The 24,786-nt window shown below is 53.4% G+C and carries 23 protein-coding genes; 11 read left to right on the top strand and 12 right to left on the bottom strand.

The annotated features are described in order from the left end of the window. Window positions 1-479: 479 nt before the first annotated feature. The 6 genes from rplI to NXT00_RS07695 all read right to left on the bottom strand — a co-directional run bounded on the left by rplI (window position 480) and on the right by NXT00_RS07695 (window position 5,085). The gene (rplI, locus tag NXT00_RS07720; protein ID WP_259079606.1) at window positions 480-932 is read right to left on the bottom strand and encodes a 50S ribosomal protein L9; all 453 of its coding nucleotides are present in this window, start codon (window positions 930-932) and stop codon (window positions 480-482) included. Window positions 933-1,039: 107 nt separating this feature from the next. Next, window positions 1,040-1,609 (bottom strand): single-stranded DNA-binding protein, encoded by a 570-nt coding sequence (locus NXT00_RS07715; protein ID WP_259079601.1) that lies wholly within the window; start codon window positions 1,607-1,609, stop codon window positions 1,040-1,042. A gap of 167 nt (window positions 1,610-1,776) precedes the next feature. Beyond that, window positions 1,777-2,064 (bottom strand): 30S ribosomal protein S6, encoded by a 288-nt coding sequence (gene rpsF / locus NXT00_RS07710; protein ID WP_259079599.1) that lies wholly within the window; start codon window positions 2,062-2,064, stop codon window positions 1,777-1,779. Window positions 2,065-2,214: 150 nt separating this feature from the next. Then, window positions 2,215-2,394: a hypothetical protein gene (locus NXT00_RS07705; RefSeq protein ID WP_259079668.1), complete on the bottom strand. Its 180-nt coding sequence runs from the start codon at window positions 2,392-2,394 to the stop codon at window positions 2,215-2,217. Between the two features lie 84 nt (window positions 2,395-2,478). Next, entirely contained in the window at window positions 2,479-4,626 is a 2,148-nt protein-coding gene (locus tag NXT00_RS07700) for a transglycosylase domain-containing protein (protein ID WP_396124765.1), read from the bottom strand. Window positions 4,627-4,725: 99 nt separating this feature from the next. Further along, window positions 4,726-5,085: a DUF5318 domain-containing protein gene (locus tag NXT00_RS07695; protein WP_259079592.1), complete on the bottom strand. Its 360-nt coding sequence runs from the start codon at window positions 5,083-5,085 to the stop codon at window positions 4,726-4,728. A 218-nt stretch (window positions 5,086-5,303) separates the two neighbouring features. On the opposite strand from NXT00_RS07695, the gene NXT00_RS07690 reads away from it, so the two are divergent. The 3 genes from NXT00_RS07690 (at window position 5,304) to NXT00_RS07680 (ending at window position 6,988) form a co-directional block, all read left to right on the top strand. Next, on the top strand, window positions 5,304-5,768 hold the full coding sequence (locus NXT00_RS07690; RefSeq protein WP_259158624.1) for a MarR family winged helix-turn-helix transcriptional regulator: 465 nt from the start codon (window positions 5,304-5,306) through the stop codon (window positions 5,766-5,768). Window positions 5,769-5,854: 86 nt separating this feature from the next. Further along, the gene (locus NXT00_RS07685) at window positions 5,855-6,523 is read left to right on the top strand and encodes an SDR family oxidoreductase (protein ID WP_259158623.1); all 669 of its coding nucleotides are present in this window, start codon (window positions 5,855-5,857) and stop codon (window positions 6,521-6,523) included. Between the two features lie 3 nt (window positions 6,524-6,526). Then, window positions 6,527-6,988, top strand: a complete 462-nt coding sequence (locus tag NXT00_RS07680; RefSeq protein WP_259079581.1) for a hypothetical protein — start codon at window positions 6,527-6,529, stop codon at window positions 6,986-6,988. 71 nt (window positions 6,989-7,059) lie between these two features. Here NXT00_RS07680 and NXT00_RS07675 read toward each other — a convergent pair whose 3' ends face one another. Next, window positions 7,060-7,992 carry a rhodanese-related sulfurtransferase gene (locus NXT00_RS07675; RefSeq protein ID WP_259158622.1) on the bottom strand — a complete coding sequence of 311 codons (933 nt, stop codon included), beginning with the start codon at window positions 7,990-7,992 and terminating at the stop codon, window positions 7,060-7,062. Between the two features lie 77 nt (window positions 7,993-8,069). On the opposite strand from NXT00_RS07675, the gene NXT00_RS07670 reads away from it, so the two are divergent. Together NXT00_RS07670 and NXT00_RS07665 are read left to right on the top strand one after the other, a co-directional pair. Next, window positions 8,070-9,527, top strand: coding sequence for a bifunctional ADP-dependent NAD(P)H-hydrate dehydratase/NAD(P)H-hydrate epimerase (locus NXT00_RS07670; RefSeq protein ID WP_259158620.1), 1,458 nt, complete (start codon window positions 8,070-8,072; stop codon window positions 9,525-9,527). Beyond that, window positions 9,524-9,724 carry a hypothetical protein gene (locus NXT00_RS07665; protein ID WP_259079576.1) on the top strand — a complete coding sequence of 67 codons (201 nt, stop codon included), beginning with the start codon at window positions 9,524-9,526 and terminating at the stop codon, window positions 9,722-9,724. Before NXT00_RS07670 ends, NXT00_RS07665 begins: the two co-directional genes overlap by 4 nt. Before the next feature lies 1 nt (window position 9,725). On the opposite strand, the gene NXT00_RS07660 is transcribed toward NXT00_RS07665, so the two are convergent. From NXT00_RS07660 to NXT00_RS07650, 3 genes are all read right to left on the bottom strand, one after another. Further along, window positions 9,726-10,121, bottom strand: coding sequence for a DUF2752 domain-containing protein (locus NXT00_RS07660; protein ID WP_259158618.1), 396 nt, complete (start codon window positions 10,119-10,121; stop codon window positions 9,726-9,728). Between the two features lie 3 nt (window positions 10,122-10,124). Beyond that, window positions 10,125-12,977, bottom strand: a complete 2,853-nt coding sequence (gene leuS, locus NXT00_RS07655; protein ID WP_259158616.1) for a leucine--tRNA ligase — start codon at window positions 12,975-12,977, stop codon at window positions 10,125-10,127. 606 nt (window positions 12,978-13,583) lie between these two features. After that, window positions 13,584-14,603, bottom strand: a complete 1,020-nt coding sequence (locus NXT00_RS07650; RefSeq protein WP_259079561.1) for an HtaA protein — start codon at window positions 14,601-14,603, stop codon at window positions 13,584-13,586. 447 nt (window positions 14,604-15,050) lie between these two features. Here NXT00_RS07650 and NXT00_RS07645 point away from each other — a divergent pair, with 447 nt between their 5' ends. From NXT00_RS07645 to trpA, 6 genes are read left to right on the top strand one after another with little or no spacing between them, the layout of a single operon-like run. Then, window positions 15,051-16,616 (top strand): anthranilate synthase component 1, encoded by a 1,566-nt coding sequence (locus NXT00_RS07645; protein ID WP_259158614.1) that lies wholly within the window; start codon window positions 15,051-15,053, stop codon window positions 16,614-16,616. Further along, on the top strand, window positions 16,613-17,239 hold the full coding sequence (locus NXT00_RS07640; protein ID WP_259158612.1) for a glutamine amidotransferase-related protein: 627 nt from the start codon (window positions 16,613-16,615) through the stop codon (window positions 17,237-17,239). Before NXT00_RS07645 ends, NXT00_RS07640 begins: the two co-directional genes overlap by 4 nt. Before the next feature lie 16 nt (window positions 17,240-17,255). Beyond that, complete coding sequence (gene trpD / locus NXT00_RS07635; RefSeq protein WP_259158611.1) at window positions 17,256-18,278, top strand: anthranilate phosphoribosyltransferase; 1,023 nt, start codon at window positions 17,256-17,258, stop codon at window positions 18,276-18,278. Then, a complete protein-coding gene (gene trpCF, locus NXT00_RS07630; protein WP_259158610.1) occupies window positions 18,268-19,695 on the top strand; it encodes a bifunctional indole-3-glycerol-phosphate synthase TrpC/phosphoribosylanthranilate isomerase TrpF in 1,428 nt (475 codons plus the stop codon). Before trpD ends, trpCF begins: the two co-directional genes overlap by 11 nt. A gap of 29 nt (window positions 19,696-19,724) precedes the next feature. Beyond that, window positions 19,725-20,963, top strand: coding sequence for a tryptophan synthase subunit beta (gene trpB / locus NXT00_RS07625; protein WP_259158609.1), 1,239 nt, complete (start codon window positions 19,725-19,727; stop codon window positions 20,961-20,963). After that, window positions 20,960-21,766: a tryptophan synthase subunit alpha gene (trpA, locus tag NXT00_RS07620; protein ID WP_259158608.1), complete on the top strand. Its 807-nt coding sequence runs from the start codon at window positions 20,960-20,962 to the stop codon at window positions 21,764-21,766. The genes trpB and trpA overlap by 4 nt, the downstream gene beginning before the upstream one ends. Before the next feature lie 65 nt (window positions 21,767-21,831). Here the strand turns inward: trpA and NXT00_RS07615 are convergent, their stop codons facing one another. Continuing rightward, window positions 21,832-23,325, bottom strand: a complete 1,494-nt coding sequence (locus NXT00_RS07615; RefSeq protein ID WP_259079518.1) for a DUF1846 domain-containing protein — start codon at window positions 23,323-23,325, stop codon at window positions 21,832-21,834. Window positions 23,326-23,468: 143 nt separating this feature from the next. Continuing rightward, a complete protein-coding gene (locus NXT00_RS07610) occupies window positions 23,469-24,716 on the bottom strand; it encodes a dicarboxylate/amino acid:cation symporter (protein WP_259158607.1) in 1,248 nt (415 codons plus the stop codon). Between the last annotated feature and the right edge of the window lie 70 nt (window positions 24,717-24,786).

The raw sequence follows: 24,786 nt of genomic DNA, 5'->3' as shown, positions 1-24,786 counted from the left end.
AATCCAGGCTCGGAGGTAGTTGGTATATCCCTTAAAACAGTAGCTAAAAGGGGGTGGCAGGGAGATGGATTTAGCCAGCGAATATAGCGGACCTGCATACCGGAGATCAATAGTTATCCACAGGGGGTGTTGATAAGTTGACCGGAGTTGTGGATAGCGCCTCGAAGACGCAGGTGCGAGTGTGGATAAGCGTGTGCGGATGCCCGTTTTGCCTTCTCCATACAAGCAAAAGTCCAGTTCGGAGGCATTTTGTGGGTACCACTAGGCGCCCTACCCCTTTCAAGGGGAAGCATTTGACATCACGAACTTCTTGACAGCACCACAAGGCTTATGGGTTTGAGCTGGACGAAGTTATCCACACCTTGTACACAGGATAAAAATCATTCGAGGCATCCCCCGCTAAAGGGATGCCTCGAATGTGCTGTTGTCATTGGGAGAGCTTTTAAAAATTCAAGCCCACCGTCGCGGTTGCCTATTCTCTAGGCAGCTGCGACCTGAAAGTTCACGGTAGCTACAATCGTGGAGTGTAGCTTCACGTCTACCTGGTACGAACCAGTGGTCTTAACAAGACCTTTTGGCAGTACAATTGCACGCTTGTCCAGGTTAGGTCCGCCGGCTGCCTTCACAGCTGCGGCAATATCTTCAGCGCTAACAGAGCCGAAGATTTTACCCTTCTCAGAAGTGCGCACAGAAACGGTGACGCCTTCAAGCGCCTCCAGCTCTGCCTTCACTTCGCGAGCATGGTCGAAGTCGCGAATCTCGCGAGCTTGTTGGGCACGTTTGATGCCCTCAATCTGCTTCTCTGCGCCGCGGGTGGCAACAATGGCCAGGCCGCGGGGAAGCAGCAAATTACGTCCGTAGCCGTCTTTAACCTCGACGATGTCGCCTGCGACACCGAGGTTCTCGACAGCGGCGGTGAGGATCAGTCTCATGATCCCTGCCTTTCGTGGTTTTCATATCTTCCCAGTTGAAGGGGAAGAAAAGGGTGATATCTGTGATGTGCTTACGGGTTCTGCGTTCTCTGCTGATCCGGCTAGGATCAGAAGGGAGGCTCTTCGTCGCCACCAAATCCGCCAGCTGCGGGGGCCGAACCCCAGGGGTCATTGCTCGGGGCCTCAGAACGGCCGCCGAAACTGCCTGATCCGCTATCGCTATAGCCACCGGATCGTCCTTGCGGAGCCGATCCCGTCTGGGGGCGGGAACCGTAGTTACCGCCGCCACCATAATTGCCGCCACCTTCACGAGGGTTGCGGACAATATCGGCAGTAGCGTAGCGCAAAGATGGGCCTACTTCATCTACTTCGAGCTCCATAACGGTGCGTTTCTCACCCTCGCGGGTTTCGTAGGAACGCTGCCTGAGCCGACCGGTTACGATAACCCGCATACCCTTCTTGAGGGATTCTGCGACGTTTTCAGCGGCTTGGCGCCAGATATTGCAAGACAAAAACAGTGCCTCGCCGTCTACCCACTGGCCCGATTGGGAATCGTACCGGCGCGGGGTGGAGGCAACCCTAAAGGTTGCTACCGCTGCGCCCTGCTGGGTAAAACGGAGTTCGGGGTCGGCGACAATATTGCCGACAATCGTCATAGTGACGTCACCTTGTGCCATGATCGTGCCTCTCTTATCTGCGTAATGTAGATCGAATAGATGCTGCTAGGGATAAATGAGTAGATGGGAGCGAGAAGAATCGCTGTCCTAGTATTCCACCATTGCGGGGCGTTGAGCGCGAGGGCTCGTATAAGGATTGCCCGAATACTGTGGATTTTAGTAGGGACTTATTTATCTCCGCGCAGGACCTTGGTACGCAGAATGCTATCGCTCAGATTCAGCCTACGGTCAAGCTCTTGGACGGTAGCAGATTCGCAGTGAAGATTGACGACGGCATAAATGCCTTCCTCATTCTTCTCAATTGGGTAGGCCAAGCGGCGCTTACCCCAGATGTCAACCTTTTCCACGGTGCCGTTTTCCTTGCGGACAACCTCAAGGAATTTGTCTAGGGACGGGGCAACGGTGCGTTCATCCTGGGATGGTTCCAGAATGATCATAATTTCGTAGTGACGCACGGACCTCATCACCTCCTATGGTCTTAATAGTATTTTGAGTCGGCCGCACCCTGGGTGGGTGTGGCAGGAGGGTCTTGTTGCGTCAGCAACCTTTCTAAAATATCGCATTCCGTGCCGAAAGTCGATTCTTTTCCTAGTTGGGCCTGCCGGTTAGAGCGAGACCGCCACTCCTATGATGACAGGAATTACTGTGATAAATACCAGTGCGATGCTAAAGAGACTCCAGGTGAGCTGAGGTTTTTTGTCATAGTAGTGAGAGAGAAAAGAGCCGGTGAAAAGTGCAAAGCCCACCATCACGCTTATAATCGCCACCAAAGTATGTGCTGCCACCGCGGTCCTTTCTGTTCGTGTCCCTAATGTACCTTGCAACATAAAGAAAATCACCACCGCTCGTATAGGCGGTGGTGATGGTTGCTACTGGCCAAATAATTCGGCCGGGAGGTTGATACCCGGGAAAACCTCAACATACTCAGGTTCCGCTGGAGCAGGAGCGGGAGCAGGAGGGGCTACGGGTGGTGCTTCCTCCACAGCCTCAGGGGTTTGAGCGGCAGGCGCCTGCGGACTCTGATAGTAGAACTGTCCACTACTATTGGTCCCCATATCTCCGACAAAGTCGGTACGTCTTATTTGCCCGAGCGGCTCAGCAGCGGGGAATTCTTCAACGGCGCGCCCGGCTAGTGCACCATCAAGAACTCCCTTCCAGATAGTCGTGGGCAGGTTGGCGCCATAGATGGAGCCGCCTCCGGCATTGAGGATAGCCGAGGAATCATCCGTGCCCACCCATACGGCAGTGGCCAGCTGTGGGGTGGCACCGACCATCCACGCGTCCTTATTGAGCCCGGTATCACCGAGCTGCTGGGTGCCAGTCTTGGCAGCAGACTGGCGGCCATCGTTGAGGACATTGTAGTTCGACCAAGCTGCGATCGGGAGCATAGCATCGATGGTATTGGAGGCTACGTTGCGTGCTACTCGGCGCTCTCCTTCACCTACTTCGTGCTGGTAGAGAACTTCACCGTCGCCCGTCTCCACGCGCTCGACGAAGTACACCTCGTGCCAAATGCCCATATTGGCCAAGGTTGCTACGGCGTGCGCCATATCGAGAGGTCGGGAGCTATATTGTCCCAAAATTACGCCCTCATAGGGCTGTCCACCATTTTCAGTTAGTGTTTCCTCTGTTCCGGTAAACGATCGCGCAACTCCAAGAGCGTGCGCCATATCCGCCACATCTTGGGTGTTATTATCGAGCGATTTTTGCACCCGAAGGAAGGGAGTGTTCAAAGACTGCTTCAACGCCTCTTTCATGGTGCAGGCGCCACCACACCCTCCGCCTTGAACTTGGGCGTTATTGCCCAGGGTGAAGGGGGCGGTGGAGTAGAGGCGGTTCGGGGAGACACCCTGTTGGAGGGCCGCGGCATAGCCGAAGATCTTAAAGGTCGAGCCGGTCTGATAGCCGGCATTGGCATAGTCCCAACCATTGGGATCCTCGCCGCCATAATAGGCTCGCACTGCACCGGTAGCTGGTTCCACCGATACGGCAGCGGTTCTTAAATTCTCTGGCTGGCCCTCCAGGTTAGAGCGCACAGTGTTGACGGTAGCCTGCTGAGCCTGGGTATCAATGGTGGTGATGATGCGCAGACCTCGGGTTTCCACATCCTCCTGGCTGATACCGTGGGCAGCTAATTCTGCCATGGCCTGGTTTTTGATGTGGCCGTTCGTGCCTTCCGCCTCGGTATAGGCCTGATTGAAGGCCGGATCGATGGTCTCTGGATAGACCGCCGCTGCACGCTCATCGGGGTTGAGCCATCCCTCGTCCACCATGCCATCGAGCACATAATTCCAGCGGGTTTCCGCCTCTGCGCGGTTCTTCCATGGGTCTAATTCGGATGGGCGCTGGATAGACGCGGCAAGAACCGCGGCCTGTTCCGCACTCAGATCCCCAGCAGTGGTACCAAAATAGGCATGGGCGGCCGCTTCGATTCCATAGGCATTACGGCCGAAATAAATGGTGTTGAGATACGCTTCGAGCACTTGATTCTTGTCCCACTCATTGGCCATCTTGACCGAGTACACCAATTCCCGCGCTTTGCGCTTATAGGAGTAGTCATTGCCTACCACCATATTTTTTACATATTGCTGGGTAATGGTGGAGCCGCCGCCGGCGGAGCTGTTTCCGGTGAGCTGGCCTATAGCGGCGCGCGCAAAACCAGTAAAGGAAAAACCGTTATTTTCGTAGAAATCACGATCCTCCGCCGCCAGGACGGCATCTCGCACTTGCGGAGGAATACGATCGAGACTTATCTCCTCGCGATTTCCTTCCGCTGGAACAATGCGGGCTAGTTCCGTCTTGCTATCGGCGGCATAAATGCGAGAGACCTGTTTGGTTACTAGTTCCCCAGGTTGCGGTACCTCGATGGAGATATAGGCCACCATAAAGATTAGAAAGGGCACCGCAATAAGCGTGGTGAGCGCAACCGCGAGGCCGGAGAAGATCCACTTCGATTTCTTTCCTGCATTTTTCTTCGGTTTCGCCGCGTCAGCGCGACCTTTTTTCTTATCAACCACGTGAAAAGCTCTCTCTCAAGTTTTTCCGTCCCAGATCTTTTCTTTTATCTTGGTCTATCTTTGTCTATCTATGTCTGGGATGCCCAATCGGATGAGTTCTTAGGGCCCAATATGTGCCGCTGCGAGTAGATGATTCCACTGGCAGTTGGGACATACCTCTACTTTATGAATAGTAAACTCTCGTCCTTGCTGTGTAAATTGCTCAATCTCCGCTAACGATCTGGCACTTCCAGAGGCTCGGCCTAATTGTTCGCCGTAGACCCACAGCACTTCGCGGAGGTCATCCTCCGAACAGATTGGACACGGATAAGGAGCGGGGGTCCCGTGATAGCGGGCAGCTGCCACAAGAAGAAAATCAGCCTCACAGACCATCGCCCGACTTACCTGCCCGGCGCGCCACTTATTGAGGAGGCGGCGACGAGCCAACCGGTGCGTGACTTGTCCTACAAATTCCACCATGCTCCCAGTTTAGCTATTTATGTTCGCTCTTAGGATTTTCTTAAGACAGCGACTTCTAACGATTTACCTGCCCACAGAAAGGCTGGAACTAGACTTATTGAGTAATCCGTCTTCCAGCGCGAAAGGTCTTTTGACAGATATAAATGTGATCAATTAATCAACGTTCATGCAGCTTAAACTCGAACTCAGGATGGGAAAATAGCTACAATTAGAAGATTATGAATGCTAAAACCGCCAGAGAACTAGCAATCCGCGTGCGCCCTGCACTGACGAAACTTTATGTGCTCTATTTCCGTAAGGCGCAGTCCTCCGACCTCACTGGTCCGCAGCTGACTATCTTGGCGCGATTAGCCGAAGAAGGTGCCTGCCGTATTAGCCATATTGCGAAGGCCGAGGGTATTCGGATGCCGACCGCCTCTAATGCCCTGCACCAATTGGAGGACCGGGGAATGGTTGAGCGGCTCCGCGAGGAAGCAGACAGGCGCGGGGTCAGGGTTCAGCTCACCGATTTCGGCCGCCGTGAGCTGACGAGGGTGGGGGAGGAGCGTATCGGTCACCTCACGGATATGTTCACCTCTCTTCCGGAGGAAGATTATGACGACGCCGTGCGCCTCGCCTCTTTAATACAAGACCTCGCTGATTCCTACGGCGATATTGTAGAGAATGCCCGCGAGGTTGAGTGACCCTGTTCTGATACCCCCTATACCATCGACCACGTTGCCGGGTACGCTGGGATCTATATTCTGTCGATCTCAAGGAGCCTTGGTCTATGTCTCAGCAGTCCTTAGCAACCGCGCTTATAACGGGGGCGAGCCGCTCCGTAGGAAAGCGGCTTACTGAGCTATTGCTAGAGTCGGGCTACTATGTCTACGCCCAGCACCATCGCAGTATGATCCCCTTCGAGCATGAAAACCTCGAATGGTTCCAGTTAGATCTAGCCCACGGGGATATGGCAAAACTACCTGTCGTCGATCGACTTGACGCCCTTGTCCACTGCGCCGGCATCGCCACTCTCGGGCCCACAGCCACCCAGCCGCGCAGCGAATGGGAAGCCCATATGGACGTCAATCTTCTAGGCCCCTATGAATTAACTCAGCACTATCTACCGGCACTTGAACGCAGCAGTGGCCAGATGATCTATGTGAATTCTGGTGCGGGACTTAATACTCATGCACACTGGGGCGCTTACTCGGCTAGCAAATTCGCCGCCCGTGCATGGTGTGAGGCACTTAGACAAGAGCATAAGTCGATACGCATCAGTAGTGTTTACCCGGGCCGCATCGCCACCGATATGCAACGAGCTATCCGAGAGCAGGAGGGTGGACCGTATACTGAGAGAGAGTACTTATCGGTGGACACCGTTGCAGACACCCTGCTGAATATCCTCACCCTGCCTGCCGACGCCCACATTCCTGATCTCTCAATCCGTCCGAGGTAGGCCATGGACCATCCCGAAAATGACTTAAGTTCCGATGCCGATTACGCCAACCGCTTTAGACCCGGCGCGCACTCATTCGATGAATTAGCCGATGCCACTGATCCTTTAGCGGAAGCTCTACGTAACCGCACCTCAACCAGGCAGGCGATCTACTTTGCCCTACTCACTCCGCTTCTGACCGCACTCGTGGCTTATATTTTGGCTTGGGTTGCGCGGTGGAGGGGCGGGCCGCTCTGTGATGGCGGCGAGGTTGTATGGATTTGTTCAAGGAACGCGGAGTTATGGTGGCCTGCACTGACGAGTGTCATACCAATAGTGGCGACTTTAGGGTGCGCGGTCATAATGTATCGGAAATATTTAGGGTATACCCGATGGCGCCCCTGGATGGGCACCTTCTGGTTTTTGGTACCGTTCTCAATGATCTGGATGGTCACCGTATTCCAGATGTCCATCGTGGGCCATTAGCTCCTTGACATCCATATACAGAAATCTCAAGCCCCCGCGCAGGTGAATGCTCGGGGGCTGGAGTGGTTTTTTTAGTGGGTACTCAGACTAGCGTGCCGAGCCACTTCAGCGCATTCGGGGCGCCCGCAGTGACGGGTTTCGAGGTTCTCGTAACAGTCTGGGCACATGAGAACGAGATCTCGACAATTGTCTTCGTTGATGCAGTGCTCAAATTTATTCGTGGGTGCACCGCACTTGCAGTGGCCAAGTTGGACAAAGCCGGGGTCTTTTACTCCGGCGCCAAATTCTAGGTGCATGCGCTGGTCAAAGACATAGAGAGAGCCTTCCCACAGTCCAGAGTTGCCGAACTGCTCTCCATAGCGCACGATACCGCCGTCAATTTGATAGACCTCTTTAAATCCTCGGTTCTTCATGAGCGAGGAGAGGATTTCGCAACGGATTCCGCCAGTGCAATACGACACTACAGGTTTATCTTTCATCCAGTCGTATTTGCCAGATTCAAGCTCGCGGATGAAATCATGAGTGGTACGCACATCGGGGACAACGGCGTTTTTAAATTTGCCAATCTCGGCTTCCATGGCATTGCGGCCATCAAAGAAGACGACCTCCTCACCGCGCTCTTCCACCAGCTTATTGACATCCTCGGGTTTCAAGTGAATTCCACCGCCGACGACACCACGCTCATCGACTTTAAGTTCACCCGGTGCACCGAAGGCGACGATCTCATCGCGAACTTTAACGCTTAGCTTAGGGAAGTCATCGGCCCCTCCGTCGGACCATTTAAATTCAGTGCCCTTAAAGCCTGGGTACTCACGGAATTTTCGGACGTACCGTTTGCAAGCGGCCATATCGCCGCCGACAGTACCGTTGATGCCGTGTTCGGAGATGAGAATTCGACCTTTAAGGCCGAGCAATTCACACAGTTCACGCTGCCATAACATAACCGCCTTAGGGTCTTTAATGGGAGTGAACTTGTAGTACAGGAGAATTTTGCCAACGCTCATAATATAGTCAAGCCTAGTCGGCGATCTTGGTTCACACCTAACCCAATGAGGGTGATATATCCCGTACGCTTGAGGGTATGTTCACCGCTTATGTGGCCACAACGATTCGCGAGGCTGAGAAGCCCCTTATTCATCCCGACGATCGGCTTATGCGTACTGCCGCTCACGCTGTGGCCGATCACATTGCTGCATGTGTTCGCGCCGATGCCACTATACTGATCTTGGCTGGCATAGGAGGCAACGGTGGTGATGGTCTCTATGCAGGGGTGGATCTCATTAAGCGTGGCTATGACAGAATTTGTGCATATATGCCAGATGAGGCCTACCTTCCGGCACTCACAGCCTTCACCGAGGCTGGGGGATCTATAATCGGCGATCTTGATAAGATCACTCCTGATCTTATTGTCGATGCCCTCGTGGGCCTCGGCTGCCATAGCGGAATTGATCCAAAGATAGACAATTTTATTGCGAACAATCAAAATGCGGTCATCGTGAGTGTGGATATTCCCAGTGGAATTGATGCCGATACGGGTGTCGCCTTCAGCCCACATATACGCGCAGATTACACGATCAGTTTTGGAGCGGCTCGGGGTGCCCATCTCATCAGTCCTCATTGTGGCACTATTTCCATTGCACCCATTGGAATTGAAGATCATCTCCACACTCCCTTGGGGTACCTGAGCCATAGCATCACCGCTGATGGGAAAATCGGAGTTCGAGGGGCAGACTTCGACGCCCACCGCGTCATCCCTGGACCACTCGATCACAAATACAGTGGGGGAGTAGTGGGGATTATTGCTGGTAGCCCCACCTATCCAGGTGCAGCGGTGCTGGCGACTACCGCCGGTGTGCAAGCCACCAGCTCCATGGTGCGCTATCTCGGACCATGCGCGAACGAAGTCATTGCTCTTAATCCTGAGGTAGTATGCCAAGACGGAGCGGTCGATGCCTGGGTGATCGGTCCAGGCGGAGCAGGAGCGGCCGATATCGAGAATATTCTTGGCTCTCCTTGCCCCGTCATCCTTGACGCTGGAGCATTGACCACGCTAGCGCAATCGGAGCTTTTGCGTAGTCAGCTGATCGCGCGCACAGATCCCACTGTTCTTACGCCACACCACGGAGAATTTGAGACTCTGGCGCGAAATTTCTGCACGGAATCACTAGCCACGGGCGGCTTAGGGGCCATTCAAGAGCTTGCGGATCATATGGGCCATACTCTTGTGGTGAAGGGGAGAAAAACAGTGATATGCACAGGCAGTAGGGACGCAGTGATAGCAATAGATTCGGGTCACTCGTGGCTAGCAACCCCGGGAACCGGTGACCTCTTGGCAGGGATGATGGGAGCGTGGGTAGCCCACCACCAGGCCCGTCAGCTCAATATCAATCTCGCTATACCACTCAGTGTCCATATCTTAAATATCGCAGGGTTCCTAGCGGCACAAACGACCTATGGGGCGGCACCAACGTCAGCGAGTGCGGTAGCACGAAAAATTCCTGAGGCTACAGCCGCGATCCTCTACACTAAAAAACTATGAGATTTGGAATGCGAAAACCCTCCCTCAAGAAATCCATCAAAGCACGCACCACCGGCCGCGCTAAACGCGCTGTCAAGCGCACTCTTATCCCCGGTTATGGCCAACGCGGTATGGGCTTGGTCAAAGACCCCAAAAGGGCTGTGAAAAACGCTATCTATAAGCGCACCACATTCAGCCTCTGGGACCTTTTCCGCTGATTTATACCTGCAACTCAGGCACTACTAGGCGCAGTATAAACCACACCACAAAGCCACCGGCTAAAAGCCACCATACCCAGCGCTGTGAGGTCCATGTCGGTATTCTGAGCGCGAAGGTCTTCGCTAGCCAATAAAGCCAGGCCCACGCCGCGAGAACAAGCACCACAAGGCCATAAGCATTCATTGCTAGGGCCTTGGCGATATCGAGGTGGAGTACATAGTAGAGCATCCGGGTGCTACCGCAGATTGGACAATTAAATCCAAATAACGCCTTCGACGGGCACAGGGGGGCACGCGGTGCGGTGGGATCGATGAGTACGAGCGCGATACATCCCATCACGCCTGCCCCCAGAACGAGGAGCGGACCTAGGGGGCGCTCCTCGAGGGGTAGAGACATGAGTTATTTCACCACAAGATTGACCATGCGACCGGGCACGACGATTTCCTTGATAATGTCCTTTCCAGCTATATGCTGGGCGATCGTCTCGTGGTTACGTGCGGCTGTAATGACAGCGTCCTGATCGGCGTCAGCCGCGACCATGATGCGGGCGCGTACCTTGCCGTTAATTTGCACCGGCAGTTCCACCTCGTCATCGCTGAGCCATTTCTCGTCATAGGATGGGAATGGTTCGAAGGCGATCGTAGAGTCGTGGCCGAGTCGCTGCCACAATTCTTCAGCGATATGCGGGGCTAATGGGGCAATCATAATAATCAAGGGCTCCACGGCCTGGCGGGGCACCGCTCCCTTATAATTCTTGGTGAGGAAGTTGACGTACTCGATCGACTTCGCCACCACCGTATTCAGGTGCAGGGCCTGATAGTCCTCAGTAATACCTGCGATCGTACGATGCAGAGTTTTGGTGGCTTCATCGGAAAGCGCCTCGGCGGTCACCGCGAGCTCGCCGGTATCCTCATGAACAACCAGGCGCCACAGGCGCTGCAAGAACCGCTGCGACCCCACAACATCCTTTGTTGCCCACGGACGGGAGGTATCCAGGGGGCCCATCGCCATCTCATACACACGGAGAGTATCCGCGCCAAAATCATCGCAGATTTCATCAGGAGATACCGCATTCTTCAGCGATTTGCCCATTTTTCCGTATTCCTGATGAACCTTTTCTCCCTGGTAGAAGAATTCACCATCGCGCTCGATGACATCGGCAGCAGGCACGTAGACGCCGCGCGAATCGGTATAAGCAAATGCCTGAATATACCCTTGGTTGAAGAGACGACGATAGGGCTCAAAGGAACTGACATACCCTAAGTCAAAGAGAACTTTGTGCCAAAAGCGAGCATAAAGCAAATGGAGGACCGCGTGCTCCACGCCGCCTACATAAAGGTCAACGCCGCCACAATCGCCCTCCCACTGCGGGCCGGTCCAGTATTTCTCATTCTCAGGATCGCAGAATGCCTGATCATTCTTAGGATCGATATAGCGCAATTGGTACCACGAGGAACCTGCCCATTGCGGCATCACATTGGTATCACGGCGATAAGTTTGAAGGCCATCGCCTAGATCGAGCTCCACATTCACCCAGTCCTCTGCCTTCGCGAGCGGTGGCTGAGGGGCAGAATCGGCATCGCTCGGGTCAAAGGTCGCGGGCTTATAATCCTGAACCTCGGGCAAGACTACCGGTAGCTGGGATTCGTCTAAGCCGTGGGGGATACCGTCAGAGTCATAGACAATGGGAAAAGGCTCGCCCCAGTAGCGCTGCCTGGCAAAGAGCCAATCTCGCAGCTTATACTGCACCTTAACCTCGCCGATGCCCTCAGCCATCAACCAATCAGTGGCTTTTTTAATAGCCGCATCCTTGCCCAGGCCATTGAGATCCAAGCCGCGTTGATTAGCCGAATTGATATGTGGGGCATCGGAGGTAAAAGCCTCGGTGGAAATATCGCCGTCGAGCACAGGCACGATATCAAGACCGAAAGCGCGGGCGAATTCATAATCCCTTATATCGTGCGCAGGAACTGCCATAATCGCACCCGTACCGTAGCCGGTGAGTACATAGTCAGCGATGAAGACGGGGATATCGGCGCCGTTGACCGGGTTAGTGGCATAGACACCGAGGAAAACGCCCGTTTTCTCCTTATTTTCTTGGCGCTCTACATCCGATTTTGCGGCAATATCAGCGCGATACGCAGCGACGGCTGCAGCGGGATCATCAGTTCCATAGGTCCAGCGCTCATCAACGCCTTCATAGCTTGGGTTCCCAGTTGCGAGCAACGTGTCAACGAGCTCGTGCTCGGGAGCAAGAACCATATAGGTAGCACCAAAAAGGGTGTCGGGGCGGGTGGTGAATACGCGAATCTTATGATTATGGCTTGTAAAATCGAGCTCTGCCCCGCGAGAACGTCCGATCCAATTGCGCTGCATGCTCTTGACCTTCTCAGGCCAATCAAGCAGCTCTAAATCATCGATAAGGCGATCAGAATAGGCGGTGATACGCATCATCCACTGCACCAATTTCTTGCGGAAAACTGGGAAGTTACCGCGTTCGGATTTGCCCTCCGCGGTGACTTCCTCATTTGCCAAAACAGTGCCCAGCCCGGGGCACCAGTTGACCATCGAATGTGACTGATAAACGAGGCGGTATTCGTCGATGACGTCGGCCTGTTGGATTCGGTCGAGTGCTGTGTAATCGTGGGTGTGAAATTCCTCAGCCAAATGCGCTGGAATCTCTCGTTGGCCGGATTCTAGTAGGGGGATCAGTTCCGCTATGCGGCGAGCTTTATTTTCGTGGGGATCAAACCACGCATTGTAGATTTGGAGGAAGATCCACTGGGTCCACCGGTAGAAATCTTCATCGGTGGTGGCAATCGAGCGGCGCTTATCGTGACCTAATCCCAATCGATCAAGCTGACGTTGCATATTTGCAATCGACTCTTGGGTTTTTATTGCTGGGTGAGTTCCCGTTTGGATTGCATACTGTTCTGCCGGTAGACCGAAGGCATCATAACCGAGAGTATGGAGAACATTTTTGCCTTGCATCCGGTTAAAGCGGGCATAGACATCTGTTGCGATATATCCGAGAGGGTGGCCTACATGTAGGCCCACACCTGAAGGGAAGGGGAACATATCTTGAACGAAAAGCTTATCGGCTTTAAGTTCGCCCTCACCAGCCAAGGCACCCACGGGGTTCGCTGCGTTGAAGGTTCCATTCTCGCGCCAGTATTCTTGCCACTTCTTTTCAATGAGGCCAGCTAGTGCGGGGGAGTAGCGGTGTGCGGGAATCTCACTCGGATTAGTCATGTGTCATAGTCTAATACGGCAAGAGAATTCGGTGTTAGTACGTGTTAGTACTAATTCTCAGGCTTTTTCACCCGAATGGCAGTGGAGAAAGGCAGCGACTACTTCCCCGCATCGCGGGGATATCAGCAAATTTGGAACCTCACCGAGAGCTCACGCCTGTAGAGAGTGATAACTCCGTTTTACGGCGATCGACGCTGTGCATCTCACTCATCCACTCTGGCGGCTGAGGCCTCGACCACCTCATTTCTCCATCTCATGCCCGAAATCTATGCGCATATCATGATCAATCTGGGGCCTTTAGTTCAAGACCCCAGATTCGACCGGCAGAAGGGTGAGGTAGTCATAATATCTCTGGTACGAGTGCAATAACGCGTCCTTTGTCTACCATAAAGTTGAGATTTGAATTGAGTACAATCTAAATGGAGCTGATGCCTCAAAGCAAACCATGTTCATTTTAGCTAGATTTATCCTCACTGAATGCCACTGATATAACAGATGAGACAGCGCGAGGTCCCATATCCGCGGGCTAATGCTACCTCCTGCACTGACTCTCCACCGCACACGTGAAAAAACCGCTCAGTATCACTGTAGTAGAGCCCAAGCTCGCTAGGAAGCAAAAGTGAGGGTAGCTAAATCAATGATGCCGTGATGCAGTGTTTGCGTTCCGCTAGCTGCGTCGACATGTCCGATAACCGTCCGCTGCATGCTATCAGTGCCCAGATTGAGACCACGCGAAATCTCAGCACTCACGCTATATCCACCCTCGCGACGAGGATGTAGCCACGGATTGGCCACGGCTACTTCTAAAGTTGAGAATTTAGCCTTCAAGAGCACCACGCCCTTATAGCGAATAACCCCATCGGGCTGATCGGCCTCCTTTGTGTAGCTAACCTCATCGTCGGTGCGATCAGCGCCCTCGCGCGTACCGATTCCACCCCGAAGTGCGGAGGTGACTGCTTCCATGCCAGAGGCATCAACGAGCAAATCACGGGTCGGAATAGACGTGCGCGGCCCAGGGCTTGGATCGAATGGGATGGGGATAAAAAGTTCTTCGTCTGGATTTATACTTGCAGCAGCAGCATAGGTATAGACTCCGTACTGATCGCCGGCGGTAGTCGCTGGTGGGTCGACGACAATACGGGCAACAAAGCTGCCGTCATCGTGCATAGGCTGTGCCACTCGAGCAAGTACCCTGCGCATATCTACAGGGAAGTCCGGCACGGCCGCGAGACTAGATTCGGTGAGCATCCACGCCATACGATCATGGGGGTGCTGGCGCGCCGAACTTGGGGCTTTCTCGGACGGTTTCCAGTCGTTGGCCAATCCCGAATAAAGAACATAGACACCGTTAGGAACCCCAGGAGGAATGGGGAAAATAAAACCGCCGCGGTTGGCACCAGGGTCAAACCCGCTCCCATGAACATAAAGGATATCGCCGCGATGTACTGGCTTAGTGATGGGATTACCGTTCTCATCGGTCACTGAGATCGAAGGATGGGCCTGAATATCTGAGTGCGGAAAGACGTTGAGATCATCTGGAACCACAGGAAGAGCTGTGGCCGGTGCAGCTGTGTTGAGTGCTACCGAGAGGACACCCACGAGGGCATAAGTAATTAAACGTCGCATGAGCTCGAGGATAATCTATTGAGCTGTTAAATCCTAGAGATTTCAGTCACCGCGTGAGATGTCACTAGCTGTCACGGATCAGGCTCGTTACGTCAGTGTGACGAAAAAGGTTAAGGGTAAACTATAGGTCGTGGCATTATTCGAGTGGCTTCTCGCCAAACTTTTCAACCAATAAAACCACCCCTATTAAGGAAAAAGAATTGCCAAGAGCCCGGGGAGACATGTAGATTACGTGTTAATGAATACGATGAAGAATTTCTGGTGGCGCCCGTAGTCCGCGGGCTCTTCGTTGATTCTTTATTAAAAATATCGGCCCTCGGAACCAGCCATAGTGTTGTTGGTGGGGGTCTTTTTTGTACTCACTGCTAGCAGCATTACAGCGATTCCTATGAGTTCAAGAAAGTACCCCATGCACACTTATCTCAATCCCAAAAGCAGGTGCTCTGAATGATCAGCACCCACGTAGAGAAAGTCGAATACCGAGACGATGCCGCTGGACTCTTTCAGTTTCTGGGAGCCACCGTACGCGATGATTCCGTCCTCCTTGAAGGCGCAGATATCGCCTCGAAGAAGAAAACGACGTGTCTGGCCATCATCAGAGGAGCTGCTCGCGTCACATGTTCTGGCCCTCGGGTGAGTATCGAGGCGTTATCCGATATAGGGTGCCATATTATTGACGATCTCGCTGTGCAATTATCAGACTATCGCTGTGAGCACTCATCGGATCTGCTAGTAGTAGAATTCCCCCCAAGCAATGAGATTGATGAGCGAGCTCGTCTTCTCGCCATCAATAATACCCACGTACTCAGACTGTTGGCCCTTCACGCCTCCTACTCGGGTCAGATCCTTCCATTTTTGGCTGGGGGATTTGCCTTCGATCTTTTAGAAACTTTTGAAGAGCTGCCACCGGTTGCTATGGGTCATAATAGCTACCCCGATTATCAATTCCTCGTAGCTGAAGAGATATTACGAATTAATCATCGCGAGCGCACCGCTGATATTGAGGTCCTTGGCTTAAGTGCGGAGGCCGCCACACAGCGTGCTTTGCAGCTGAAGGAACAGATTAGCCACGCACCGCAGCATTTTCCCTCGGATGTTCCCCCCGTCGGTGAAGAAGAACCGTTGCAAGCACGAGCTGATCTTAGTGACAGTGTCTTTTGTGCTCATATCGCACGGTTAAAGGAGGCAATTTATTCTGGGGATATTTATCAGGTTGTCCCGGCCCGCACATTTACTCTCGAATGCCCGGATGCTTTTGCAGCCTATAAAGTACTGCGGGAAACGAATCCGTCACCCTATATGTTTTATGTGCGCGGAAAAGAAAGTGCCGCGGGGGAGAGCTTTGAACTCTTTGGAGCGTCACCGGAATCTAATCTCACTTTCGATCACAGGAGCCGAGAGGTTCAGCTTTATCCCATCGCGGGCACGAGACCCCGAGGTCTCAATAGCGATGGCAGCATTAACGAGGAGCTAGATATACGCCAAGAATTAGTCATGCGCACCGACGCAAAAGAAATAGCTGAGCATATAATGCTCGTGGATCTCGCCCGCAATGACCTCGCCCGTGTGTCCATCCCCGCCACCCGCAGGGTAGACGAACTCTTGCACGTCGATCGGTATTCGCGAGTAATGCATTTGGTATCGCGAGTGACTGCAACGCTTCATCCTGAGGTCGATGCTTTAGATGCCTACCGAGCATGTATGAATATGGGAACACTCACAGGAGCGCCGAAACTGCGTGCGGTGTCCCTCTTGCGCGAAGTTGAGCAGCAGCGCCGTGGCTCCTATGGAGGTGCATTAGGGTATGTGCGCGGTGACGGCAGCTTGGATAGTTGTATTATTATTCGATCGGCTTTTGTCAAAGATGGCCAGGCGGCGGTACAGGCGGGTGCTGGGGTGGTTCGAGATTCCTCGCCTCAAGCCGAGGCTGACGAGACGGTGCACAAAGCATATGCGGTGCTGGATGCTATCGCACAAGCCGCAGGACGAAAGCTAGAGGTGGAACGTTCATGACCATCCGGATTGTTCTCATCGATAATCACGATTCTTTTGTCTATAACTTGGTCGACGCTCTCAGTGATTATGAATGCATCGTCTTTCGCAATACGGTGCCGATTGAACAGGTCCTGCAAGCCCAACCCGATCTCATCTGTCTATCTCCAGGGCCTGGTTACCCAGCGCAGGCAGGCAAAATGATGGAGCTCATTGACAACTGTATCGGTCGCATTCCGATTCTTGGTATCTGCTTAGGATTCCAAGCGCTCGTGGAGCACTGTGGTGGCCGAATAGAACCCTGCGGTCCCGTCCATGGCACCACAGATCTGATGGAATTAAGCCCAACAGGTGAAAAGAGCCCCCTCTTTCACGGTCTGGGCCTCGAGAGGATACCGGGAGTTCGCGGCGACAAAGTCACGGTTCCGGTAGCGCGCTATCACTCTCTCGGAGCGGTAACCGTACCCACAGGAATGGTATCTCTTGCTACTGCACCCTCGGATATTGGCCCTGTGGTCATGGCCGCTATCACTGAGGATCAGCGAGCTATCGGGGTGCAATTCCATCCCGAATCTATTCTCACTCCGCAAGGGCCTGAGATCATTGATCGCATGATCTCGCTCTTATGCCGATCATCGTCTTAACGAAGGATCTCAACTCATGACAACTATGCACGAAAGATTTGTCGCTTTTTTAGATAACCCAACCCCCTCTGTCCAGGAAGTGGCCGAGGTATTCGCCCCGTTAACGGTCGGGGAGTACGACGATATCCATATCGCAGCACTTCTTGCTACTATTCGGACGCGGGGTGAAACCTATGCGGATATCGCTGGAGTAGCTCGGGCCTTTTTAAAGGCAGCTCGCCCGATTCCTATTTCTGGCGAGGGTGTGCTGGATACCGCTGGTACTGGAGGCGACGGTCTCCATACCATCAATATCTCAACTGGAGCCTCATTGATCGCCGCCGCGGGTGGTGCGAAAGTGATTAAATGTGGGAATCGCTCCGTCAGCTCACAATCTGGATCGGCGGATGTCCTCGAAGCATTAGGTATCCCCCTCGATCTCGATCCTGAACGGGCCATACGTCAATTCGAATCCTCGGGCTTCACCTTCCTTTTTGCTCCCGCCTATCATCCAGCGGTGGCCCACGTTGTACCTGTACGCACCTCATTAAAAATTCCCACTATTTTCAATACCATTGGTCCGATTCTTTCTCCGGTACAACCCGAGTTCCAGCTCATGGGGATCGCTAATCCGGCTCTAGGGGATATGATCGCCCGAGTATTTCGAGATCTAGGTCGCAAGAGAGCTATGGTTGTCCACGGTGGGGGAATGGACGAAATTGCCCTACACGCGCCGACTACAATATGGGAGTTACTACCCGATGGCACAATCGACCATTATGAACTCTCACCAGAAGACCTGGGATTAACTCGCCGCCCCATTTCTGCGTTACGTGGGGGCGATGCCACTGCGAATGCTGCCTTCCTGCGCCAGGTATTCGCCGGACGCGGTAGCGCAGCACACCGAGATGCCCTGTGTGCATCAGCTGGTGCCATATTCTACCTCCACGGTCAGGCCCAAACTTTTAAGGAAGGCGTTCAGCGGGCTCAGGCGCTTCTCGATGATCAGGTCGTCGATCGCTGGTTGGACCTTCACGAGAGGGCAGATTATGGACGCTAAAATGCCCACTATCCTGGAAAATATTGTGCATTCACGACGCCATCAACTCGCTGATATTGCCTCCCGCATCCCAGGGATAGAAAATTCTTCGCTGCCGCGTTCGCAGCGGAGTCTAGAGCTGAGTCTGAGCCAACCCGGCGCGCAGTTCATACTAGAGTGCAAGTCTTCTTCCCCTTCCTTGGGTCTTATTCGTTCTGAATATCGTCCGGGGGAGATCGCGCGGGTTTACTCCCGGTATGCGGCTGCGATCTCGGTCTTATGCGAGCCGAGCTTCTTTGGCGGAGATTATGATCACCTCGCAACTGTCAGCGCGAGCACCCATCTTCCGGTCCTGTGTAAAGATTTTATTATCGACGAAATCCAGATAACAGCTGCGCGTTATTTCGGTGCGGATGCCGTCCTCTTAATGCTGAGCGTTCTAAGCGATGCCGAGTATCGCTTACTTGCTCGCCGAGCCACTGAGTTAGGAATGGATATTCTCACGGAGGTCGTCAACGCCGATGAGGCTAGGCGAGCCCTTCACCTAGGGGCTCGGATCATAGGGGTGAATCACCGCAACCTCCACGATCTTAGTATCGATCTCACCCGCTCAGCCCGCCTACGTGAAATCATTGGCGATCGCGCGGTGGTGGTTGCTGAGTCCGGAATTCGCGATCATCGAACAGTCCGCTCCCTCGCCGCCCACTCCGACGCTTTTCTCGTGGGCTCTCAGCTGACCTCCCAAGAAGATATTGACCGAGCCTGCCGCTCCTTGATCTACGGCGACCATAAGGTATGCGGTCTGCGTTCACCTCAGGTAGCTGAGGTCGCCCGCGCCGCCGGGGCGAGGTACGGAGGTCTCATTGTTGCCCCCTCGAGTCCACGCAATGTTTCACGTGAAACATCGCAAAAAGTCATAACAAATGAACCTGGCCTTGACTATATCGCGGTCACGACCGATACCGAGAACTGGCCAGCCTTTGATAATGAGGGGTTTTACGCAATCCAACTTCACGCTCCCTATCAGGGTTCGCTGGAAAAAGAGGAGTCACTTGTTCAACGGGCCCGAGATCGCTATGGGGACGGGCTCTTTGTTTGGCGCGCCGTCTCTATGACCTCACCACAGGGACCACAACTAGCTCGCAATTTAGCGCCGCTCGTCGATCTTCTGGTCCTCGATGCGCATCACGGTGGCAGTGGCCTTAGCTTCGACTGGGCGCGAGTCCCCAACGATATAGCGCATCACTGTCTCCTGGCAGGCGGTATCTCTGCTGACCACCTCGATGATGCCCTCGCTGTGGGAACACGAGGTTTAGATTTCAATTCCGGACTCGAATACCCGCGCGGGAGCGCGTACCAGCACCATAAGAACGCTGCACTCATCAAGGATATCTTCACCTCTATCCGCCGCTATGCCAATCCCCTCAACCCTTTTTAAAAACCCAAAACCTACCCGAATGGACAACCATGACTATCCAAGCCTCACAGCTCCCAGCCTATTTCGGCGAATTTGGAGGACAGTTTGTCGCAGAATCCCTCATACCTGCCCTTGATCAGTTGGAGCAGGCTTTTATCCACGCCCAATCGGACCCCGATTTTCTCGCTGAATTTCAGCGCTATCTCAAAGACTATCTCGGTCGCCCCACTCCGTTGAGCGAGTGCTCGAATCTTCCATTGACGGGGAAACAGTATGTCAGGATCTTCCTCAAAAGAGAGGATCTTCTCCATGGGGGAGCTCATAAAACAAATCAGGTAATCGGCCAGGCTCTCCTCGCAAAGCGCATGGGGAAAACGAGGATTATCGCCGAGACGGGTGCTGGCCAACACGGGACCGCAACGGCGCTCGCGTGTTCTCTGCTAGGTCTGGACTGCGTGATCTATATGGGTGCCCATGATATCGCCAGACAACAACCGAATGTTTACCGAATGGAGCTGATGGGGGCTCAAGTTATTCCGGTTCATTCTGGCTCTGGCACCCTCAAGGATGCCGTCAATGAAGCACTGCGAGATTGGACCGCTCATTTTTCTACTTCTCACTATCTTCTCGGTACAGCGGCCGGTCCACATCCGTTCCCAACTATTGTCAAGGAGTTCCACCGAGTGATTTCGCGCGAGGCCAAGGCTCAGATTATCGAGCGCATAGGAACGCTGCCAGATATGGTTGTTGCCTGCGTGGGTGGGGGATCGAATGCCATAGGCATCTTTGCTGATTTTATCGATGAGCCCTCCGTGGCTCTAGTCGGCGCCGAACCAGGGGGTAAAGGAATCGAGTCGGGACTTCATGGAGCCACCATCACCCACGGCTCTGAGGGAATTTTGCATGGAACGCATAGTTATTTGATGCGCGATGCTCATGGGCAGGTTTTAGAATCGTATTCCATCTCCGCTGGGCTTGATTACCCTGGTGTCGGTCCCGAACACGCCCATCTGGCCAAAACGGGGCGGGCCCAGTATATCCCTGTCACCGATGCTGAAGCTTTAGAAGCTTTCCAGTTACTCAGTCGCTATGAGGGGATCCTCCCGGCCTTGGAATCCAGCCATGCCATGGCTTATGCCCTGAAGGCTGCCGTGGAAGCGGAGAAGGAAAGGAAGTCGCTAACGATCGTGGTATGCCTATCTGGTCGCGGCGATAAAGATATTGATCATGTGCGCCGTATCCTCTCCGAGCATCCCGAATTATCGATCACAAAGGAGAAAATCTCATGAATCGCTACGAGGCCCTCTTTGAGCGATTGGGTTCCGAAGGTGCCTTCGTCCCTTTCTTTATGCTAGGCGACCCTGACCTTGAAACCTCACTCGATATTATCCGCACCGCTATTCGCCACGGTGCCGACGCTCTCGAACTCGGGGTACCTTTCTCTGATCCTGTCGCCGATGGTCCTACCATCGCCGCCGCACATCTGAGAGGCCTGAACGCCGGCGGCACCATTGAGGTATGTCTGAGCTTAATTCGCCGTATTCGCGAGGAGTTCCCCGATATCCCTATAGGAATGCTCGTCTATAGCAATGTGGCATTTAGCCGTGGTATTGACGCGTTCTATCAAGAATTTTCAGATGCTGGCGCTGATAGTATCCTTATGCCAGACCTTCCTGTTAGAGAATCTTTGCCCTTTGTGCGCGCAGCCCACGCAGCACATATCGCCCCCATCTTCATTGCTCCCGCTCAGGCCTCAGCGGCAACCCTTGCCGAGGTCGCTCAACTATCTCAAGGCTATATCTATGCCATCTCCCGTGATGGAGTCACGGGTACAGAGCGTACCGCCCAGATGACGGGCCTGAAGGAAGTTGTGGAAAATATCGCCCGTTTCAATGGCCCACCCGTACTCCTAGGATTTGGCATTTCAAAGCCGGAGCATGTGACGAATGCTCTGGCAGCTGGAGCTAGGGGAGTGATAACTGGTTCTGCCTTAAGTTCCATTATTGCTACCTATCAGGGTGATCAATCACGTGAGGATCTCCTGGCACAGTTAGGTAGCTATATCGCGAAGATGAAAGCTGCGACGATCTGACACTAAATGTTTCACGTGAAACATTGAAAACCCCATGGCCCTTCGGTGCGGGCCATGGGGTCTCATTAACGCTTTTGATATAAACTCTTGCGTTGAAATTGCGGATCGGAGGTTACCAAGATCCCTAAATTGCGGAAGATGCTCTCGTCAACGGAACCGAGAATCGTAGTGGTATGGACATCACATCCCTCTAAATGCTTGAGTTGATCGAGAGCGGCTTTCGCTTGCGTATCACTGCCAGCAGAAACAGATAGCGCGATCAGCACCTCATCTGTATGCAATCGAGGGTTGAGCGATCCTAAATGATCCGTTTTAAGAGACTGAATAGGCTCAATGGACTGCGGCGACAAAAGGTGCACCTCATCGTCGATCCCCGCCAAATACTTCAAGGCATTGAGAAGCATGGCAGCAGAGCAGCCCAACAGGGGAGACGTGGCCCCTGTAATAATGGTGCCATCGGCTAATTCGATCGCAGAACCTGGCTGACCGGTTGCGGCTGCTTTATCGCGCGCTGGTTGAACTACACGTCGATCCTCGACGCTGATACCCGCTTTAGCCATCACCACGGCGGCACGATCCGATTGGGTAGAATCCAGACCACCTCGGGCTTCGTCGACAAGCGTTTTGAAATAACGGCGGATAATCTCCTGATGAGAAGCCTCACGACACACCTCGTCGTCGGTAATACACAGACCGGCCATATTCACACCCATATCAGTTGGCGACTGATAAGGTTCGGCTCCTGTGAGACGTTTCAGGAGGGTTTTCAGCAATGGAAAAGCCTCGACATCGCGATTATAGTTCACGGTGTATTCCCCGTGGGCGGAAAGGTGGAAGTGATCGATGACATTCGCGTCATTGAGGTCTACCGTTGCAGCTTCATAGGCAAGGTTGACGGGGTGCTCGAGAGGGAGATTCCAGATAGGGAAGGTTTCAAATTTTGCGTAGCCGGCATTAATACCCAGGCGATGCTCGTGGTAAATCTGGGACAGGCAGGTAGCGAGCTTCCCGGAACCCGGTCCTGGCGCCGTCACAACAACGAGGTTTCTTGTCGTGGCGGCATATTCATTGCGGCCGAGCCCCTTCTCGGAGACGATAAGATCCATATCGGTGGGGTAGCCTGGAATGACACGGTGCTTGGCTACCTTGAGTCCCAAGCGCTCGAGGCGCTCTAAGAAAGAATGTGCAAGACGATTATCGTCTTCGAGTTGAGTCAGCACCACGTGCTCGACGAGGAAACCTCGATCCCGAAAGACATCCACGAGGCGGAGCACGTCGTCTTCATAAGTAATGCCAAGGTCGGCGCGAATCTTATGGCGCTCTAGATCCTTGGCATTGATACAAATAAGTATTTCGACGTCATCGCGAATCTCTTCAAGCATTGCGATCTTGTTATCGGGAGTGAATCCAGGGAGGACGCGTGAGGCGTGCATATCGTCGAAGAGCTTCCCGCCCATTTCGAGATAGAGTTTTCCGCCGATTTCTTCGCGACGAGCCTGAATATGTCGCGACTGCATTTCAATATATGCGCCACGGTCAAAACCAGTGTTTTTTGCCATGGACCTTTATTTAATCAGATTTACCCCATTTCTGTAAAGCAATAGAAAAATTGTTGAGGCCGCCTAACCCCACCTGAGAGTTGATGGCCAACAAAAAACACCCCAAGAGATCAGGGTGATCTCTTGGGGTGGGATGGTATCAGCTAGGACTTTGTATGCTCTTCGCCCGAAATAGCGAGCGCAAGGCCGAGATCGTCGCCCTCATCAAGCTCGCTGCGAACGATGGTGCCCTTGGCAAATTTATCAATCACCATGGCGATGGCACCGTCGCCGGTCACATTGCAGGCCGTACCGAAGGAGTCAATGGCAATATAGGCGGCAATCATTAGCGCCACCTGCTCATCGGTGAAGCCTAAATTGGACGATAGGAGCCCCACTGCCGCCATAATAGCTCCACCAGGAACACCCGGTGCGGCTACCATGGTCACACCCAGCATGAGGATGAAACCGAGGGCGAGCGGCAAAGGCAATGCCATACCATCGAGGAACATGATAGCGAAGGCGAAGAGCGAGATCTTCATCATGGAACCAGAGAGGTGAATGGTGGCGCAGAGCGGAACTACGAAGCCCGCAACAGAGCGGGAAACACCATTTTTCAGGGCTGATTCATAGGTAACCGGGATGGTAGCGGCGGAGGAGGAGGTGCCAAGCGCGGTGAAATAAGCCGGCATCATATTCTTCAGAGCGGTCAAAGGGTTGCGGCCGGTAATCGCACCCGCAAGCAGATACTGGATTGCCAGCAGTACAAAAGAGAAAACGATGGCCAAGAGCAGCACCTTGGTAAACGCCGAGAGAATATCTATTAAGTTGCCATTCATACCGAGGGAGAGGAAGAGGCCGAAAATATAGATAGGCAGTAGCGGGATAATAAAGCTAGCGATAACCTTCATCACAACACGCCGCAGATCAGCGACGGCCCCGTAAAGAGTATCCGACTTTACAGTGGTCATAGACACGCCGAGAACGAAAGCAAGGATGAGAGCAGTCATCACAGGCATAGGGGCGGGCATTTCGATCGAGATATACGCCGTGAGAGCGCCCTCATCGATATCAGAGACGCGAACTTCATCCTGATTGGCGAGCAGCCATGGGTAGATCAGCGTTGCGATACCCCAAGACATCAGACCCGAAATGACAGCCGAACCATAGGCTATACCGGTGGTGATTCCTAACCATTTACCGGCGCCGCGTCCCAGACCTGCGATAGAAGGGGTGATAAGGGCGAAGATAAGCACGGGAACAAAGAATCCGAGGAAACTACCGAAGAGCCCGTTGAAGGTGACGAAGACACGGGCTAGAGTCTCCGGGAAGAAGAGACTACAGATAATGCCCAATATGATGGCGACAATGATCTTGAAGAGCAGCGAGGATGAAATCCTGCGTAAGTCCATTGATATATTCCTATCTTTTATATACAAATGATTGTGGTACTGGAGGAGGATGGTGTTTTTCCATCCCGGA

Source organism: Corynebacterium sp. ES2715-CONJ3, assembly GCF_024814365.1.
Taxonomy (GTDB): Bacteria; Actinomycetota; Actinomycetes; order Mycobacteriales; family Mycobacteriaceae; genus Corynebacterium.
This window is presented reverse-complemented; position numbering and strand designations above follow the sequence as displayed.

What these genes read in the sequence shown, in the direction of transcription:
- rplI (WP_259079606.1), bottom strand. Translation starts at nt 932, where the DNA reads ATGAGACTGATCCTCACCGCCGCTGTCGAGAACCTCGGTGTCGCAGGC.
- NXT00_RS07715 (WP_259079601.1), bottom strand. Translation starts at nt 1,609, where the DNA reads ATGGCACAAGGTGACGTCACTATGACGATTGTCGGCAATATTGTCGCC.
- NXT00_RS07695 (WP_259079592.1), bottom strand. Translation starts at nt 5,085, where the DNA reads ATGGTGGAATTTGTAGGACAAGTCACGCACCGGTTGGCTCGTCGCCGC.
- NXT00_RS07690 (WP_259158624.1), top strand. Translation starts at nt 5,304, where the DNA reads ATGAATGCTAAAACCGCCAGAGAACTAGCAATCCGCGTGCGCCCTGCA.
- NXT00_RS07685 (WP_259158623.1), top strand. Translation starts at nt 5,855, where the DNA reads ATGTCTCAGCAGTCCTTAGCAACCGCGCTTATAACGGGGGCGAGCCGC.
- NXT00_RS07680 (WP_259079581.1), top strand. Translation starts at nt 6,527, where the DNA reads ATGGACCATCCCGAAAATGACTTAAGTTCCGATGCCGATTACGCCAAC.
- NXT00_RS07675 (WP_259158622.1), bottom strand. Translation starts at nt 7,992, where the DNA reads ATGAGCGTTGGCAAAATTCTCCTGTACTACAAGTTCACTCCCATTAAA.
- NXT00_RS07670 (WP_259158620.1), top strand. Translation starts at nt 8,070, where the DNA reads ATGTTCACCGCTTATGTGGCCACAACGATTCGCGAGGCTGAGAAGCCC.
- NXT00_RS07665 (WP_259079576.1), top strand. Translation starts at nt 9,524, where the DNA reads ATGAGATTTGGAATGCGAAAACCCTCCCTCAAGAAATCCATCAAAGCA.
- NXT00_RS07660 (WP_259158618.1), bottom strand. Translation starts at nt 10,121, where the DNA reads ATGTCTCTACCCCTCGAGGAGCGCCCCCTAGGTCCGCTCCTCGTTCTG.
- leuS (WP_259158616.1), bottom strand. Translation starts at nt 12,977, where the DNA reads ATGACTAATCCGAGTGAGATTCCCGCACACCGCTACTCCCCCGCACTA.
- NXT00_RS07650 (WP_259079561.1), bottom strand. Translation starts at nt 14,603, where the DNA reads ATGCGACGTTTAATTACTTATGCCCTCGTGGGTGTCCTCTCGGTAGCA.
- NXT00_RS07645 (WP_259158614.1), top strand. Translation starts at nt 15,051, where the DNA reads ATGATCAGCACCCACGTAGAGAAAGTCGAATACCGAGACGATGCCGCT.
- NXT00_RS07640 (WP_259158612.1), top strand. Translation starts at nt 16,613, where the DNA reads ATGACCATCCGGATTGTTCTCATCGATAATCACGATTCTTTTGTCTAT.
- trpD (WP_259158611.1), top strand. Translation starts at nt 17,256, where the DNA reads ATGACAACTATGCACGAAAGATTTGTCGCTTTTTTAGATAACCCAACC.
- trpCF (WP_259158610.1), top strand. Translation starts at nt 18,268, where the DNA reads ATGGACGCTAAAATGCCCACTATCCTGGAAAATATTGTGCATTCACGA.
- trpB (WP_259158609.1), top strand. Translation starts at nt 19,725, where the DNA reads ATGACTATCCAAGCCTCACAGCTCCCAGCCTATTTCGGCGAATTTGGA.
- trpA (WP_259158608.1), top strand. Translation starts at nt 20,960, where the DNA reads ATGAATCGCTACGAGGCCCTCTTTGAGCGATTGGGTTCCGAAGGTGCC.
- NXT00_RS07615 (WP_259079518.1), bottom strand. Translation starts at nt 23,325, where the DNA reads ATGGCAAAAAACACTGGTTTTGACCGTGGCGCATATATTGAAATGCAG.
- NXT00_RS07610 (WP_259158607.1), bottom strand. Translation starts at nt 24,716, where the DNA reads ATGGACTTACGCAGGATTTCATCCTCGCTGCTCTTCAAGATCATTGTC.